Origin of the sequence: Streptomyces zinciresistens K42 (genome assembly GCF_000225525.1) — a bacterium.
Classification (GTDB): domain Bacteria; phylum Actinomycetota; class Actinomycetes; order Streptomycetales; family Streptomycetaceae; genus Streptomyces; species Streptomyces zinciresistens.
The window spans coordinates 25,656-41,124 of record NZ_AGBF01000008.1; the positions used below are offsets into that span (position 1 = coordinate 25,656).

At 72.8% G+C, this 15,469-nt stretch carries 13 protein-coding genes; 2 read left to right on the top strand and 11 right to left on the bottom strand.

What is annotated here, in order from left to right:
* Positions 1–94 precede the first annotated feature (94 nt).
* The 3 genes from SZN_RS04945 to bldG all read right to left on the bottom strand — a co-directional run bounded on the left by SZN_RS04945 (position 95) and on the right by bldG (position 3,984).
* On the bottom strand, positions 95–2,500 hold the full coding sequence (locus SZN_RS04945) for a sodium-translocating pyrophosphatase (RefSeq protein ID WP_007491986.1): 2,406 nt from the start codon (positions 2,498–2,500) through the stop codon (positions 95–97).
* A 581-nt stretch (positions 2,501–3,081) separates the two neighbouring features.
* Complete coding sequence (locus SZN_RS04950; protein ID WP_007491987.1) at positions 3,082–3,522, bottom strand: ATP-binding protein; 441 nt, start codon at positions 3,520–3,522, stop codon at positions 3,082–3,084.
* Between the two features lie 120 nt (positions 3,523–3,642).
* Positions 3,643–3,984, bottom strand: coding sequence for an anti-sigma factor antagonist BldG (gene bldG, locus SZN_RS04955; RefSeq protein WP_007491988.1), 342 nt, complete (start codon positions 3,982–3,984; stop codon positions 3,643–3,645).
* An 83-nt stretch (positions 3,985–4,067) separates the two neighbouring features.
* On the opposite strand from bldG, the gene SZN_RS04960 reads away from it, so the two are divergent.
* Positions 4,068–6,773 carry a DEAD/DEAH box helicase gene (locus SZN_RS04960; protein WP_244313294.1) on the top strand — a complete coding sequence of 902 codons (2,706 nt, stop codon included), beginning with the start codon at positions 4,068–4,070 and terminating at the stop codon, positions 6,771–6,773.
* Here the strand turns inward: SZN_RS04960 and SZN_RS38190 are convergent.
* From SZN_RS38190 to ssd, 7 genes are all read right to left on the bottom strand, one after another.
* On the bottom strand, positions 6,716–7,156 hold the full coding sequence (locus SZN_RS38190) for an Rv3654c family TadE-like protein (protein ID WP_078508455.1): 441 nt from the start codon (positions 7,154–7,156) through the stop codon (positions 6,716–6,718). The two genes, SZN_RS04960 and SZN_RS38190, sit on opposite strands and share 58 nt — an antisense overlap.
* A gap of 59 nt (positions 7,157–7,215) precedes the next feature.
* Positions 7,216–7,611, bottom strand: coding sequence for a TadE family type IV pilus minor pilin (locus tag SZN_RS04965; protein ID WP_050815006.1), 396 nt, complete (start codon positions 7,609–7,611; stop codon positions 7,216–7,218).
* Positions 7,598–7,816, bottom strand: coding sequence for a DUF4244 domain-containing protein (locus SZN_RS04970; protein WP_078508446.1), 219 nt, complete (start codon positions 7,814–7,816; stop codon positions 7,598–7,600). Before SZN_RS04970 ends, SZN_RS04965 begins: the two co-directional genes overlap by 14 nt.
* A gap of 260 nt (positions 7,817–8,076) precedes the next feature.
* The gene (locus SZN_RS04975; protein WP_007491992.1) at positions 8,077–8,865 is read right to left on the bottom strand and encodes a type II secretion system F family protein; all 789 of its coding nucleotides are present in this window, start codon (positions 8,863–8,865) and stop codon (positions 8,077–8,079) included.
* A 40-nt stretch (positions 8,866–8,905) separates the two neighbouring features.
* Positions 8,906–9,766 (bottom strand): type II secretion system F family protein, encoded by an 861-nt coding sequence (locus tag SZN_RS04980; RefSeq protein ID WP_007491993.1) that lies wholly within the window; start codon positions 9,764–9,766, stop codon positions 8,906–8,908.
* The gene (locus SZN_RS04985; RefSeq protein ID WP_007491995.1) at positions 9,759–10,991 is read right to left on the bottom strand and encodes a TadA family conjugal transfer-associated ATPase; all 1,233 of its coding nucleotides are present in this window, start codon (positions 10,989–10,991) and stop codon (positions 9,759–9,761) included. Before SZN_RS04985 ends, SZN_RS04980 begins: the two co-directional genes overlap by 8 nt.
* Positions 10,992–11,410: 419 nt before the next feature.
* Positions 11,411–12,514: a septum site-determining protein Ssd gene (gene ssd, locus SZN_RS04990; RefSeq protein WP_007491996.1), complete on the bottom strand. Its 1,104-nt coding sequence runs from the start codon at positions 12,512–12,514 to the stop codon at positions 11,411–11,413.
* 584 nt (positions 12,515–13,098) lie between these two features.
* Between ssd and SZN_RS04995 the strand changes: the two genes are divergently transcribed.
* On the top strand, positions 13,099–13,932 hold the full coding sequence (locus tag SZN_RS04995) for an HAD family hydrolase (RefSeq protein WP_007491998.1): 834 nt from the start codon (positions 13,099–13,101) through the stop codon (positions 13,930–13,932).
* A 543-nt stretch (positions 13,933–14,475) separates the two neighbouring features.
* Here SZN_RS04995 and SZN_RS05000 read toward each other — a convergent pair.
* Complete coding sequence (locus SZN_RS05000; RefSeq protein ID WP_007491999.1) at positions 14,476–15,300, bottom strand: Fic family protein; 825 nt, start codon at positions 15,298–15,300, stop codon at positions 14,476–14,478.
* Positions 15,301–15,469 lie beyond the last annotated feature (169 nt).

Consider the following 15,469-nt stretch of genomic DNA (forward strand, 5'->3'; position numbering starts at 1 on the left):
CACGGGCCGGGGCGCGAACAAGTGCGGGGCGGGCGGCCGGCACGTCGATGCGCGCCGTCCGCCCGCCCCGTGGGCCGGGCCGTCGGGAGACCGCCTACGAGACCACCGCGGGGTCCGCCGGCTTGGCCACCCTCTCGGCGTTGCCTTCGTCACCCATGGTGATCCCGCGCCGCTTGGAGATGTACACGGCACCCACGATCACCAGGAGCGAGGCGACGGCGATGAGCACGCGCACCGCGACGCTCTTGTCCTCGCCGTAGCTGAACTGGATGACCGCGGGCGCGATGAGCAGCGCGACGAGGTTCATCACCTTCAGCAGCGGGTTGATGGCGGGTCCCGCGGTGTCCTTGAAGGGGTCGCCGACCGTGTCGCCGATCACCGTCGCGGCGTGGGCCTCGCTGCCCTTGCCGCCGTGGTGGCCGTCCTCGACGAGCTTCTTGGCGTTGTCCCAGGCGCCGCCGGAGTTGGCGAGGAAGACCGCCATCAGCGTGCCGGTGCCGATCGCACCCGCCAGGAAGGCGCCGAGCGCGCCGACGCCGAGTGTGAACCCGATGAAGATCGGCGCCATCACGGCGAGCAGACCGGGCGTGGTGAGCTCGCGCAGGGCGTCCCTGGTGCAGATGTCCACGACCTTGCCGTACTCCGGCTTCTCCGTGTAGTCCATGATCCCGGGGCGCTCGCGGAACTGCCGCCGCACCTCGTAGACCACGGCGCCCGCCGAACGCGACACGGCGTTGATCGCGAGCCCCGAGAAGAGGAAGACGACCGCCGCGCCCGCGACGAGGCCGACCAGGTTGTTGGGCTGCGAGATGTCCATCATCAGGCTCATCGGCGCGCCGTCCCCGCTGAGCTTCTCGCCCACGTCCCGCGCGCCGGTGGTGATGGCGTCGCGGTACGACCCGAAGAGCGCCGCCGCCGCGAGGACGGCGGTGGCGATGGCGATGCCCTTGGTGATGGCCTTGGTGGTGTTGCCGACCGCGTCCAGGTTCGTGAGCACCTGGGCTCCGGCGCCCTCGACGTCGCCGGACATCTCGGCGATGCCCTGCGCGTTGTCGGAGACCGGGCCGAAGGTGTCCATCGCCACGATCACGCCGACCGTGGTGAGCAGGCCCGTGCCGGCCAGCGCCACCGCGAACAGCGCGAGCATGATCGACGTACCGCCGAGCAGGAACGCCCCGTAGACGCCGAGGCCGATCAGCAGCGCCGTGTAGACGGCCGACTCCAGGCCGACGGAGATGCCGGCGAGGACGACGGTCGCGGGGCCGGTCAGCGAGGTCTTGCCGATGTCCCGGACGGGGCGCCGGTTGGTCTCGGTGAAGTAGCCGGTCAACTGCTGGATGACGGCGGCGAGCAGGATGCCGATGCCCACGGCGACGAGCGCGAGGATCCGCGGGTCGCCGCTCTTGGCCGCGATGGCGGTGTCGGTGAGGCCGTCGAGGTCGGCGTACGAGGAGGGCAGATAGGCGAAGACCGCGATCGCGACGAGCACGATCGAGATCACCGCGGAGATGAAGAACCCGCGGTTGATCGCGGTCATCCCGCTGCGGTCGGACCGGCGCGGGGCCACCGCGAAGATGCCGATCATGGCGGTGACCACACCGATCGCGGGGACGATCAGCGGGAAGGCGAGCCCGGAGTCGCCGAAGGCGGCCGTTCCGAGGATCAGCGCGGCGACCAGGGTCACCGCGTACGACTCGAAGAGGTCGGCCGCCATGCCCGCGCAGTCGCCGACGTTGTCGCCCACGTTGTCGGCGATGGTCGCGGCATTGCGCGGATCGTCCTCCGGAATGCCCTGCTCGACCTTGCCGACCAGGTCGGCGCCGACGTCGGCGGCCTTGGTGAAGATGCCGCCACCGACGCGCATGAACATCGCGATCAGCGCGGCGCCGAGACCGAACCCTTCGAGCACCTTCGGCGCGTCGGCCGCGTACACGAGCACTACACACGAGGCGCCGAGCAGACCGAGCCCCACCGTGAACATGCCGACGACGCCACCGGTACGGAAAGCGATCTTCATGGCTTTGTGCGAGACGGCGGTGAGATCCTTTTCCGGCTCACCTTCCGCGGGAGTCGCTTCCCGGGCGGCCGCGGCGACCCGCACATTGCTGCGCACGGCGAGCCACATGCCGATATAGCCGGTGGCCGCCGAGAACGCGGCGCCGATCAGGAAGAACACCGATCGGCCGATGCGCTGATTCCAGTCGTCCGCGGGCAGGAGCATGAGCAGGAAGAACACGACGACGGCGAATACGCCGAGGGTGCGCAACTGCCGGGCCAGATAGGCGTTGGCGCCTTCCTGGACCGCCGCCGCGATCTTCTTCATGCTGTCGGTGCCCTCGCCCGCCGCGAGCACCTGGCGCACCAGGACACCGGCGACCACGAGTGCCGCCAGGGCGACGACCCCGATCACGCTGATGATGATCCGGTTGTCGTCCGTCAGTACCGCGGCCGCGAGGGTTGTGGGCTGGTCCAGCTGATGAGGGGTAGGAAGCCCCGCCATTCGTCCTCCTTGACGCTTGGGCTGAGCTCAAGATGTGGACGGATTCTAGGTACCGGAACCTGATCAAAACAGAGCGCGGTAAACGGAATTGGCCTTCACTTGCCGTTCAGCAAATGATCGACGTCAAGCCAGGGAACCCGAAAGTGCTAATGCCCTGAAACCATTGACCCTCCGATTGTGCCTTGATCAGATGATGGAGAGCTTGATCAATGATCAGAGGAATCCGATCGTGAATTCATTCACGAATTCCGGGGAGGGTGGGCGCGCGGAGGGTCGGGGTCGGGAGACCGAGGCCGGGCGAACCGGAGATCCGGGGATCGTCGCGGCTCCCCGGCACGACCGCGCGGCCCTGGGCGGGGGTGGGGGCGTGGGCCCCTGGGCAGCGTGAGGGGGGCGCTGCGGGGGCCAGGGGGTGCCGGGGAGCGCCGGAGGGAGTGGGAGGGGGGTGCGGGCCTGCGGGCCTGCGAGCCTGCGGCGATGGCCCCTCCCCGGTGCCGCGGCGGCTCCGCGTGCCGCATGAATGCCCGAAGGGGCCCTGCCGAGCAGGGCCCCTTCGGGAAGAGATGTGCGGGTACGGCCGTTCAGGGAAGGACGACGGCCGGCGGGGTGGTGGGCCAGGTCATACGGATCAGCCCGCCGTGCTCCCCCGAGGAGACCTCCACGTCGTCCACGAGGCCGCTGATGACCGCGAGGCCCATCTCGTCCTCCTCGGCCTCGGCCTCGGCCTCCGCCTCGCCCCCGTCGCCGGACGGCCCCGCGCCGGGAACGGCACGCGGCGCCTCGTCGCCGACCTCGATGGAGAACTGCTTCTCCTCCTCGATCAGCGCGACCTTCACCGGCGCCGTGATGCCGACGCTCCGGTGCAGCCCGACGGCACGGCTGCACGCCTCGCCGACGGCGAGCCTGACCTCGTCGAGGACGGCCTCGTCCACTCCGGCCCTGCGCGCCACCGCTGCCGCCACCAGTCGGGCGGTCCTGACGTGCTCGGGCAGCGCGCTGAAGCGGAGTTCAACGGTGGCCATGCATCCCCCTCGCGACTTCGGGCGTGCGGTCGGGGGGACCGGGCACCGAAGGCCCCGGTCCCCCGGCTGTTCCACTTCTGCCGCCCCGGACCCGCCTCGCGACGGGCCAGGGAGCGGTGATCAGTCGGTCGCCGCCACCGCTTCCTCGACCGAGGTGTGGATCGGGAACACCTTGGTGAGGCTGGTGATGCGGAAGATCTTCAGAATGCGCTCCTGGTTGCACACCAGGCGCAGGGAGCCCTCATGGGCTCGCACCCGCTTCAGGCCGCCGACCAGCACGCCGAGACCGGTGGAGTCGAGGAAGTCCACGCCCTCCATGTCTACGACGAGGTGGAAACTCCCGTCGTTCACCAGCTCGACCAACTGCTCGCGCAGCTTGGGCGCGGTATATACGTCGATTTCGCCACCGACCTCGACGACCGTACGATCGCCGACGGTACGGGTCGACAGGGACAGGTCCACGGATCCTCCAGCACCTTGCTATCGAGCGGTCGCCCCCTAGGGACACCTCGGCTTGCAGCCCCCAGGTCGGTTCGCCAGCCGCGATGGCATTCAATCACTTACGGGCGGGCGTGCACGACGCCTTGGTCCCATTGTCCGTCACGCCAGTGACACACTCGGTGCCGATGGCCAAGAATCTGCGATCCGATCGCACCCCGACGGGCCCCGTCTCCCGGGTGGATCCGGGCACGGTGCTCGACCGGCTGGCCTCGGGGCCGGACCGGGCTTCGCGCATCACTCATACGGAGCATGTGCCCCCACGTGAGGGCCGCCATGCCGTCTGGCCGGACCGGATCCGGGCCGAGGTCGTCGCCGCGGTGCAGAAGGCCGGAATCGATCACCCCTGGGCCCACCAGGCACGCGCCGCCGAACACGCGCTGGACGGCGAGTCCGTCGTCGTCGCCACCGGCACCGCCTCCGGCAAGTCCCTCGCCTACCTCGTGCCGGTCCTCTCGACGCTCCTGGACGGCGCCGAGGCGCCGAACGGACGCGGCGCCACCGCCCTCTACCTGGCGCCGACCAAGGCCCTCGCTGCGGACCAGTGCCGCTCGGTGAAGGAACTTTCACAACCGTTGGGCCATTCGGTGCGTCCCGCCGTCTACGACGGCGACACTCCGTTCGAAGAACGCGAGTGGGTCCGCCAGTACGCCACCTACGTGCTCACCAACCCCGACATGCTGCACCGCGGCATCCTCCCGTCCCACCCCCGCTGGTCGTCGTTCCTGAAGGCGCTGAAGTACGTCGTCATCGACGAGTGCCACACCTACCGCGGCGTCTTCGGCTCCCATGTCGCCCAGGTGCTGCGGCGCCTGCGCCGCCTGTGCGCCCGCTACGGCGCCTCCCCCGTCTTCCTGCTGGCCTCGGCCACCGCCGCCGACCCCGCGGTCGCCGGGCGCCGGCTCACGGGCCTGCCGGTGGTGGAGGTCGCCGACGACGCCTCCCCGCGCGGGGAGCTGGTCTTCGCCCTCTGGGAGCCCCCGCTCACCGAACTCCAGGGAGAGAAGGGCGCACCTGTGCGCCGCACCGCCACCGCCGAGACCGCGGACCTGCTCACCGACCTGGCCGTGCAGGGCGTGCGCTCCGTCGCCTTCGTCCGCTCCCGCCGCGGCGCCGAGCTGATCTCCGTCATCGCGCAGGAGCGGCTCGCCGCGGTAGACCGCTCCCTCGCCCGGCGTGTCGCGGCCTACCGCGGCGGATATCTCCCCGAGGAGCGCCGCGCCCTGGAACAGGCCCTGCACTCCGGCGAACTCCTCGGCCTCTCCGCCACCACCGCCCTGGAACTGGGCATCGACGTCTCCGGCCTGGACGCCGTCCTCATCTCCGGCTACCCGGGCACCCGCGCGTCCCTGTGGCAGCAGGCCGGGCGCGCCGGACGCTCCGGCCAGGGCGCCCTCGCCGTCCTCGTCGCCCGGGACGACCCCCTGGACACCTATCTCGTCCACCACCCCGAGGCCCTGTTCGACCAGCCGGTGGAGTCGACCGTCCTGGACCCCGACAACCCGTACGTCCTCGCGCCCCACCTGTGCGCGGCCGCCGCCGAGATCCCGCTGACGGAGGAGGACCTGCCCCTCTTCGGCCCGGCGGCCGAGGGGCTTCTGCCGCAGCTGGAGGCCGCCAGGCTGCTGCGCCGCCGCACCCGGGGCTGGCACTGGACCCGCCGTGAACGCGCCGCCGACCTCACCGACATCCGCGGTGGTGGAGGCCGCCCGGTCCAGATCGTCGAGGCGGGGACGGGCCGGCTGCTCGGCACGGTCGACGCCGGCGCCGCCCACGGCAGCGTGCACGAGGGCGCGGTCCATCTGCACCAGGGCCGCACCTATCTCGTGCGCTCGCTCGACCTGGAGGACTCCGTCGCCCTCGTCGAACAGGCGTCCCCGTCCTACTCCACCGTCGCCCGCGACACGACGGCCATCTCCGTACTGGAGACCGACACCGAGGTCCCCTGGGGCGACGGCCGCCTGTGCTACGGCTCCGTCGAGGTCACCAACCAGGTCGTCTCCTTCCTGCGCCGACGGCTGATCACGGGCGAAGTCCTCGGCGAGACCAAGCTCGACCTCCCTCCTCGTACGCTGCGCACGCGCGCGGTGTGGTGGACCGTCACCGAGGACCAACTCGACGAGGCCCGGATCAACCCGGAGATCCTCGGCGGCGCGCTGCACGCCGCCGAGCACGCCTCGATCGGCCTGCTGCCCCTGTTCGCGACGTGCGACCGATGGGACATCGGCGGTGTGTCGGTCCCGCTCCACCCCGACACGCTGCTCCCCACGGTCTTCGTCTACGACGGCCACCCCGGCGGCGCGGGCTTCGCCGAGCGCGCCTTCCACACGGCCCGCGCCTGGCTCACCGCGACCCGCGAGGCCATCGCCTCCTGCGAGTGCGAGGCGGGCTGCCCGTCCTGCATCCAGTCCCCCAAGTGCGGCAACGGCAACGACCCCCTGCACAAGCGGGGAGCGGTACGCCTCCTCACCACACTGCTGCGGGGCGCGCCGGGAGAGACGGAGGGGGCGCCGACGACACAGGGAGCCAACTCGGTGGCGGAGGAGCCCGGTGACGGGGCTGTGGTCGTGGCCGTGGCCGGTGAGCCTGATGGCGGGCCGGTGGCGGCGGATTCGTCAGGCTCAGCGGGCTCAGCGGGCTCAGCGGGCTCAGCGGGCTCAGCGGGCTCAGCGGGCTCAGCGGGCTCAGCGGGCGATCATGGGTCGCGCGGAGCTGATGCCGGTCTGTCCGCCTCCGGTGGGGCGAGCGGCTGAGGAGCAGTCCGCCCCGTCGGGACGGCCGGTCCCGCGCGCGCCCTGACCTCCGCGGCGAAGGGACCCCGCCCCGACGCCGCCGTCACGTCCGACACCTCGCCCATCACCGCGCACCGCGCCAACCGGACACCCTGTGCCCGAGCCACCCGCTCGGCCCGAGCGCAAGCCGCCGTTGCGCCCTCCGCCCAGTGGTCGGCGGCGGACAGCGCTGCGAGATCCGCACCGCCCGCCGCCCGGTGCCGCGTCACCACGGCCTGCCCCAGGGCGAGCACCGCCCCGAACACGACACACAGCACGGCGACGGCTGCCACGCTCCAGACGGTGGCGGAGCCCCGATCGGCACCCCGATCGGCACCCCGATCGGCACCCCGACCGGCACTCAGACCGGAACGGACCGCCCGCCATCGCCCCCGCGACCTGCGCCCACCACCGCATCGCCTGCTCACGGCGCCTCCCCCACGCTCTCCTCCGCCGATGCCACGGCCTCCTCCCGTACCTCGAAGGGGAGCCCCCTCAACAGCGGCGGCCTGGCCACGACGACCACACGCACCTCGCCCTCCTCACGGGTGACGCTGACCTCCGCACCCCGTGGGGCCGCGTCCCGTGCCACCTCGACCACCGTGCCCGGGGGATCCTGCCGTGCCGCGGCGCGGGCACCCGTCCGGGCCGCGTCCACGCACTGGATCTGTGCCGCCACCACGAGCAGCCCCCACACCAGCGCCATCGCGAACATCACCAGCACGGGCAGGACGACGGCCGACTCCGCGGTCACGAAACCCCGGTCCGCGCCCCGGCCCACCCAACGCCCCGGCCATGCCCTCCGCTCACATCCGCGCATCGAGCGCCCGCTTCACGATGGCCTGCAACTCCGCGCTGACCTGCCCGCTCGTCACGACCTTGTAGAGCACCACCGCGAACGCCACCGCCGCGACGATCCCCATGGCGTACTCGGAGGTGACCATCCCGTCGTCCCTCCGCGCCGCCACCCGCGCCCACGCCCGCACTGCCATGGCTCGCATCCGTGCCCGTACCACCCTGTGCATCTGAACCCCCGTACTTTCCGGTCCCGTTGAACCGGTCATGTGCCGGTGAACCCGCCTTGCGCCGGTCACCGAGTCCGCTGTTCCGTGTCTGATACGCCAGTTGCGCCGAAGTGGCTGATTCCGCCCCTCACGCACCCGCGGCAAACCGCTCCGCGACTCCTCTCACCCGCCCGCCCCGCCTCCGCCGGCTCCTTCGCACCTCCTCGCCTCCGGTTTCCCACGGCGCCTCCGCCACCGTCCCGCCCGGCGCTGAGGCCCCGTCACCTTCCACCCCCGCCCAGCGCTCCGCCCGCGAGCCCGATGACCACGGGCGCGACGCCGATCGCAATGAACGCCGGCAGGAAGCAGAGCCCCACCGGGGCGGTCACCATGACGGCCGCCCGCCTCGCCCGCTCCGTCGCCGCCCGTCCCCAGTCGGCGCGGGCGTCCGCGGCCAGCCGGGCCACCGGGCTCGCCGCGGGAAGACCCGACACATCGGCCCGCTCCAGCAACCGGGCCAGCCCCCGGGCCTTCGGCATCGACGCCAGCCGCTGCCACGCGGCACCCGGCTCACTCCCGAGTCTGACCTCCGCCGCGCCTCGGGCCAGCGCATCCCCGACCGGGCCGCCCAGTGCCTCGCCGACAGCCTGTGCGGCGACGACCGGTCCCGCCCCAGCGGCGATACAAGCCGCCAACAGATCTGCGGCGAGCGGCAGTTGCCCGGTCACCTCGTCGGCGTCCGGTTCCGCCGACGCAGCCTCAACCGTCCGCCGTCGGCTCCACAGGCAGAGCCCACTCCCGGCGGCACACCCCACGACCAGACCCGCGACTCCCCCGACCAACGCCCAACCAGCCGCGACGACCGCCACGACGGGCGTCCACCTTCGTGCGGCCCGCAGCACCTCCACCCGCTGTCGAGCCCGCGTCACGTCGCCGATCGCCAGCAACCCCGTCAGCCGACGCCGAGTCCGCCGTTCCTGCCGGACCGTCGTGGCCCATCGCAGCAGCCAGCCGACCAGCAGGGTCACGACCGCCACTGTCCCCAGCCTGTGGAAAACCTCCCCGCTCATCCGCTCACCCTTCTCACGGCCCCCGGCCGCCCTCGCGTCGTCACGCCGCCTCCGCTCCCCGCACGATCCGCGCGGCCCACCACATCCCCAGCCCTTCCAGCAGCCCGCCGATCAGCAGGCAGCCCAGCCCCGCGCCCGTGTGCAGCAGCACCCGCAGCGGGTTCGCGCCCATGGCGGCGCCGAGCGCCAACCCCAGGACCGGCAGCCCCGCGAGCATCACCACCGTCGAGCGTGCTCCCGCCAACTGCGCTCGCAGATCAGCGCGTTGATCCCGCTCGGCGCGTAACGCCCCTTCCAGCCGGTCGAGTCCGTCCGCGAGTCCGGCGCCCTGGTCCACGGCAACCCGCCAGCACGCGGCCAGTCCGGAGAGCCCCTCGGCGCCGGGCCGCCGCGCCGAGGAGGCCAGCGCGCCCTGTACGTCTCCGCCGAACCGCGCCGCCGCGAGCACCGCGGACCGCGTCTCACCGAGCCCGTCGGAGTCCCGTGCCGCCCGCTGCAACGCCTCGCCCGGATGCCGGCCCGCCCGCACTTCGCCCGCGATGGCCGCGCACAGCGCGATCACCGCCTCCCCGCGGCTGTCCCGCGCCTTCCGCGCGTCCCGGACCGCGCGCGCCCGTCGCAGGAGCGGCACCCCGGCCGCCCCCGCGACGACCGGCAGTACCGACGTCCCCAGGACCGCCAGCACCGCCCCGGCTGCCAACGCCCACCACTCGGCCCGCAGGCGCCCGCGCAGTAGGCGCAGTTCCCGCACCCGCCTCCGCCGCCCCGGCGGTCCCGCGCCCACGGCGGCACCGCCCGCCAACAGCAGCCGCGCCCGCCGAGCCCCCGAGCCCGGCCCGTCCAGCAGGCACAACGCCGCCCCGAGACACAGCGCCGCCGCACCCGACGCCACCTCACCCACGCGAACCCCTTCCCCGCACCTCGTCGTCCTCGCCGTAGACCGCGCTCTCGGCGCCGGCCTCTCTCTCGTCCCGAAGGGCCCCCGCGGACCGAAGCAGCCCCCGCAGCCGCTCCCACCCGCGCTCCGACACGAACCCCCGCGCGCCCCACCGCAGTGCGGGCACCGTCCGCACCAGCCCCGAGGGGTCCCGTTCCAGCACATGCACCTCGGCGATCCGCCGACGACCGCTCGCGTCCCTGACCAGATGGATGACGACGGACAACGCGGCCGCCAACTGGCTGTGCAGCGCCGCTCGATCGAGCCCGGCGGCCGTGCCCAGCGCCTCCAGGCGGGCCGGGACCCCGGCCGCGGCGTTGGCGTGGACGGTCCCGCAGCCCCCTTCGTGGCCCGTGTTCAACGCGGCCAGCAAATCGAGGACTTCGATTCCGCGCACCTCGCCCACGACCAACCGGTCCGGCCGCATCCGCAGCGCCTGCCGCACCAGGTCCTCCAGCGTGACCAGCCCCGCGCCCTCCTGATTGGCGGGTCTGCTCTCCAGCCGTACGACATGGGGATGGTCCGGCCTCAGCTCGGCGGAGTCCTCCGCGAGCACGATCCGCTCACCCGGCCCCACCAGCCCGAGCAACGCGCTGAGCAGCGTCGTCTTCCCACTGCCCGTGCCCCCGCTGATGAGAAAGGACAGCCGCGCCTCGACCAGGGCTCGCAGCACCCGGTCCCCGCCCGGCGGCACCGTGCCCGCCTCGACCAGTTCGCCGAGCGTGAAGGCCCGGGGCCGCACGACCCGCAGCGACAGGCACGTGCAGCCGACGGCGACGGGCGGAAGTACCGCGTGCAGCCGGGTTCCGTCCGGGAGCCGGGCGTCCACCCAGGGGCGCGCGTCGTCCAGGCGCCGGCCGGCCACCGCCGCGAGGCGTTGCGCGAGACGCCGTACGGCCGCCGCGTCCGCGAAGCGCACCGAGGTCGGTTCCAGCCCCCGGCCGCGGTCCACCCAGACCCGGTCCGGGGCCGACACCAGCACATCCGTGACGGCGGGGTCGGCGAGCAACGGCTCCAGCGGGCCGCTGCCGACCAGTTCGGATCTCAACTGATCTGCCGCTCCCAGGATTTCGGCGTCCCCGAGCACCCTGCCCTGCTCCCGCAGCGCCTGTGCCACGCGTGCCGGAGTCGGTTCCGCCCCGCTCTCGGCCAGCCGCTGCCGGACCCCGTCGAGCAGCCCGGTCGGCATCCCCTCCGCGACCGACGCGCCGCCGGGCGCCCATTCCCCGGCACGCGCGCGCTCCTGCCCCGCCGGCCCGCCGTACGCCCATCCCGGCCGCCCGGCACGAGCCCCGCCGTGCGCTCCTACCCCACCGGGCGGTACGGGCCCGGCCGCCTCCGGACGTCGCCCGCCCGCCGAGGCGCCCTCGGCGGCGATCACCCGCACCGCGCCGCCGCCCGACCACCACCGCGCGGGTCCTGCCTTCGCCGAACCGTCCGCCGCCCTCCTCACCGGTTCGAGCCCCGCGGCCGCCGCCCCGCCGCCCTCGTCCGCCGGAACGCCCTTCACCCCCGCCGAACCTTCCGCCTCGCCGACCGAGCGCTCCGCGACATCAGCCCCGAACGCCGCATTTGCCCCACGCGCCCGTCCAGCCGCCAAGTCCGGCCTCACGTCGCCCTCGCCTCAAGCACTGCGCGCTCCCAGAACTCCCGGCAGAACCGTGCCAGCGGTCCCCGGCCCGCCGCACCCGGCGGTTCCCTGCCGTCGTGCGGACGCAGCAGCCCCGGCTCCACCGGAACCTCGCCCACCAGCGGCAGATCCAGCAGCCGGGCCACCTCGCGGTCGTCGAGGCCGGGCGCGTAGGGCCCCCGGACCGCGAGGCGCAGATCGCGCAACAGCAGACGGACCGCGGAGGCCATCTGGCGGGCCGCCGCGACGGCCCTCAGTTCCGCGGGGACGACGAGGAGTCCGACGTCGATCTGGGCGAGAGCCTCGGCGACGCCGTCGTCGAGGCGGCGGGGCAGGTCCACGACGACCGTGCCGCCCCGGCGCCGGGCGGCGGCCAGCACCGCCCGCATCGCCTGCGGCGGGACGGCCAAGCATTCGCCGCGGTCCCAGCTCAGGACCCGCAACGAGTGCAGTCTCGGCAGCGACTCCTCCAGGGCACCGCTGCCGAGCCGCCCCCGCGAGCCGGCGAACGCGGGCCAGCGCAGGCCCTGGACCGCCTCGCCGCCCAGGGCGACGTCGAGTCCGCCGCCCAGCGGGTCGGCGTCCACGAGCAGCGTGCGCAGTCCCTCCCGCGCCGCGGTGACGGCGAGGGCACACGCGAGCGTGGACGCCCCGGCACCGCCCCGGCCCCCGATGACGCCGACGGTGAGGGCGGGCCGACCGACGCCCTCGGCGACATCGGCGATGCGGTCGACCAGCCACTGTTCGCCGTCGGGCAGCATCAGCACATGGTCGGCGCCGATCTCGACGGCCCGGCGCCACACACCCGAGTCGTCCTGGTCACGGCCCACGAGGACCACATCGCGTCTGCGCACGGCGCCGCGCACCCGCCGTGCGGCGTCGTCGCCGACCAGCACGAGTGGTGCGGTCTCCCAGCTTCCGCGGGATGCGGGCACCCCGTGGTGGACTTCGGGTGTCGCCCCGGCCGCCGCGCACAGGCGCAGCAGGTCGTCGAGCAGATCGGCGTCCTCGGTGACGATCAGTGGCTTGCCCGGCCGCCCGGAGGCGGGCGCGGGCGGATCGTGTGTGACGGCTGCGGTCACGGTGTCCGTCCCCCTTCTGTGCATCCCTCGCGCGGCCCCGTGGACCCCGCGATTCCCGAACATGTGAAGAACCGGTAAGCGGTCTCCATATGAGCGGCCGATACGAACCGGCCAAACACCCCCGACTAACCGGAACCGGCCATGAACTCCGTTCGCCCGGGGCGTGTCTGGAATCACCGTGCCGCGATCCCGGAAATCGTGTGGATCTTGGTCGATAACTGTGGACAACTTGGGAGTTGTGGATATCGGCATCACCCGAACCGGTGAGCCCCCTACCGGCACCCGTGCGGCTGCCGCAGAGCGGAGCCGCCGCTACACAGAGTCACCGATCATGGGCGCACAGAAGAAGCGGACGCGAACACGTCGCTCCGCACCGGCATCTGCGTCAGAAACAGAAAAACCACCCCGGACATGCGACGACCCCCGCCGGGGGGGAGAGCGGGGGTCGTCTCCACGGCCGACTCGGGGGGGGAGGAGTCGGACCGGGTTAGCACGGTCGCGAACGATCCGTGACTTCCATGGTGTACCCGAGAGCCTTCTCAGGCAAACCCACGCGCCCACCTTACGCCGAATGGGCTGCGCCTATGCTCGGGAGCGTGGAAAACCACTCCTTGCCCCGCACAGCCGCCTTCTTTGACCTGGACAAGACGGTCATTGCGAAGTCGAGCACCCTCACGTTCAGCAAGTCGTTCTACCAAGGCGGTCTGATCAACCGCCGGGCCGCCTTGCGTACCGCATATGCCCAGTTCGTCTTCCGCGTGGGCGGTATGGACCATGACCAGATGGAGCGCACTCGCGAGTACCTGTCCACACTCGTCCGCGGCTGGAACGTCCAGCAGGTCAAAGAGCTCGTCGCCGAGACGCTGCACGACCTGATCGACCCGATCATCTACGACGAGGCCGCGTCCCTCATCGAGGAGCACCACACCGCCGGCCGGGACGTCGTGATCGTGTCGACCTCCGGCGCCGAGGTGGTCGAACCCATCGGTGAACTGCTGGGCGCCGACCGCGTCGTGGCCACGCGCATGGTCGTCGGCGACGACGGCTGCTTCACCGGCGAGGTGGAGTACTACGCGTACGGCCCGACGAAGGCCGAGGCGATCAAGGAACTCGCGGCGTCGGAGGGCTACGACCTGGCCCGCTGCCACGCCTACAGCGACTCGGTCACCGACCTGCCGATGCTCCAGGCCGTCGGGCATCCGCACGCCGTGAACCCCGACCGCGCGCTGCGCCGCGAGGCCGTCGCGCGCGGGTGGCCGATTCTCGACTTCAACCGCCCGGTCCGGCTCAAGCAGCGCATCCCGTCCTTCTCGGTTCCACCGCGCCCCGCACTGGTCGCGGCGGCGGCCATAGGGGCGGCCGCGGCCACGGCGGGCCTCGTCTGGTACGCGAGCCGGCGCCGCGCGGCGCCGGTCTGACCGCCGCCCGGACAGCAGGCCGGCGGTGCCGCCCAGGCGGCCCGGCCGGCCTTCGGCGCCCTGCGCGCCACAGCCGGTAAAGCCATGCCCGTTTAGCGCAGTTTTGCGCGCAATAGTAAAGAAGTGCGGCAGGGTCTTCCGCTTGCCGGAGTCCAGGAGTACAAAGGACACAACGGCCCGCGAGACCAAGGACATCCGAGAGGATCACCTTTACTACGCATTTCGGCCCCACGGACCGCGCATGAACACTGGGCACCCACGCGACGTCGACCCGTCGATTACGGGCCAGCCGCACCAGGTGACGGGCAAAGTTCCCGACCTGATGGGCACCATTCCGAGGACGCTTGGTAACCCGGTGAACATGCCAGCGGCGGTACGAATCCTCGTACCGCCGCATCTTTTGCTGACCGTGGCCGCCCCCTCTCGCGCTTCGTGACACAGAGACTTCCGTGCCCTTGTCGCGAGACCGCCGCGCGGCTGCCCGCGGTATCCCTTGTGAGGCCCTGGAGTTTTTCCGCGGCTTACGACTGTTCCGGCCGCCGGTCAGGCCGCTCCGCGCTGCAGGGCCTCGCAGACCGCCGTCGACTCGCGCGCCCCGAGTTCGATCGCCCTGCCGCAGTGGGAGATCCACGCGCCCACACCCTCGGGCGTGCCGGAGACGTACCCGTCGAGCGCCGCCAGGTAGGCCGCACGGCCCAGTTCGGCGTGCCCCACCTCGGCAGCGCACACGGACTTCGGATCGAGACCGCTGCCGACCAGTACGATCCGCTCGGCGGCGCGCGCCACCAGGCCGTTGTGCGACGTGAAGGGGCGCAGGGCGAGCAGTTCGCCGTGCACGACGGCGGCCGTCACCAGCGCGGGCGCCGTACCGCCGACGACGACCAGCTCGGACAGACCCTCCAGGCGGCCGTTCACCTCGGAGGCGCCCGGCAACGGCAGCTCGATCAGCGGCTCTTCCACCGACTCGCCGCCCTGCCGCGGGCGCCCCACCCGGTCGTCCGCGCTCGCGGCCGCCACCAGATGCAGCCGGGCGAGCACCCGCAGCGGCGACTGCCGCCAGATGGACAGCAGTTGGCCCGCCTCCGCCGTAAGCCGCAGGGCGGCGCCGACCACGCGGGCCTCGTCGTCACCGCTGAAGTCGGTACGGCGGCGCACCTCTTCGAGCGCCCAGTCGGCTCCGGACAGCGCCGCCGAACCGCGCGAACCGCGCAGGGCCGCCTCGGAGGTGACCTCGTTGCTTCGGCGCCGCATGACCCGGTGCCCGTACACCCGGTCCACGGCCTTGCGTACGGACTCCACGGCCCGGGGGACGCCGGGCAGTGACCCGAGAGCCGCGAGCGGATCGGCGGACGCGCCTGTCGTACTCATGAGTAAGACACTACGCGCCCGCCTGGCCCCGCAGGCCGCCGCCCGCCTCGCACCCGCCCTGACCTGCACCCTCGCGGCAACCTCACCCCTCCCCGGGCCTCCGCCGCCAGCCCCGCCCCGCCCGACCCCCCGCGCCTCGAACGGGTGACCCCCCACCCCGCATCCACCA